The sequence below is a fragment of the Priestia sp. P5_B4 genome (assembly GCF_056400385.1).
This window is the reverse complement of the sequence record NZ_JBFULJ010000979.1, coordinates 1-1,340: the sequence shown is the minus strand read 5'-3', so window position 1 is coordinate 1,340 and position 1,340 is coordinate 1. Positions and strand designations below refer to the sequence as shown.

Genomic DNA, 1,340 nt, shown 5'->3' with positions numbered 1-1,340 from the left:
GTACCGGTCTGCGCATCGTAGTAGAATTAAAAAAAGATGCAAATGCTCAAGGAGTACTTCACTATCTTTATAAAAATACGGATCTGCAAGTACCTTATAATTTTAACATGGTTGCTATTGCTAAAAAGCGACCAAAGCTTATGAGTTTGGCTAACATTCTTGATGCTTATATTGATCATCAAAGAGAAGTGGTAACAAATCGTTCTAAATATGAACTGCAAAAAGCACGTGAACGTGAACATATTGTAGCGGGATTGATTAAGGCCCTGTCGATTTTAGATGAAGTTATTGCGACGATTAGAGCTTCTAAAGATAAGCGCGACGCTAAAAATAATTTAATTGCCAAATATGAATTTACAGAACCTCAAGCAGAGGCGATTGTATCGCTTCAATTATACCGTTTGACAAACACGGACATCACAGCTCTACAAGCGGAAGCCGAAGAGCTAGGTGCTAAAATTAACGAGTTAGAAGAAATCTTACATAGCGAGAAAAAACTTTTTAATGTAATCAAAAAAGAATTACGCCGTGTAAAGAAGCAATATAGTACAGAACGCCGCTCAAAAATTGAAGCGGAAATCGAAGAAATTAAGATTAATCTAGAAGTGATGGTTCCATCTGAAGAAGTGATAGTGACAGTCACAAAAGACGGATACGTAAAACGAACAAGCCTTCGTTCTTACGCCGCGTCTAACGGGCAAGACTTCGGTATGAAAGATACGGACCGAATTTTAGCGAAGTATGAAATTAATACAACCGAAACGCTACTCATCTTCACAAACAAAGGAAATTATTTATATATGCCAGTGCACGAACTTCCTGATATCAGGTGGAAAGACATGGGGCAGCATATCATGAACATTGTTCCAATTGATAAAGAAGAGCAAATTGTACGGGCGATACCGGTGAAAGAATTTAAAGAAAATCAGTATCTGCTTTTCTTTACGAAAAATGGTATGGTCAAAAAATCAGAATTACTTCAATATAAAGCACAGCGCTACTCCAAAGCTCTTGTCGCCGTTAATTTAAAAGGCGATGATGAAGTAATCGATGTATATCAAACGGATGGTAAAAAACAAGTGTTTATTGCCACTCGTTCTGGCTACGGACTGCGTTTCCGGGAAGAAGAAATCAATATTGTAGGAACTCGCGCTTCTGGTGTGAAAGGAATTAACTTAAAAGACGATGATTATGTTGTAAGCGGCGTTATCTTCGATGAAGATGAAGCTCTATCAACTGAATTATTTATCGCCACGCAGCGAGGAGCTGTGAAAAAGACAAAAATTACTGAGTTTGAAGAATCAGCACGAGCAAAACGAGGGCTAGTGATGGTCCGAGAA

The 1,340-nt window shown here is 38.2% G+C and carries 1 protein-coding gene; it reads left to right on the top strand.

Going from position 1 to position 1,340, the window contains the following annotated elements; all coding sequences use genetic code 11:
- Positions 1-1,340, top strand: a 1,340-nt coding sequence (locus AC1DRF_RS28050; RefSeq protein WP_477742315.1) for a DNA gyrase C-terminal beta-propeller domain-containing protein, incomplete at both ends; no start/stop codon positions are given.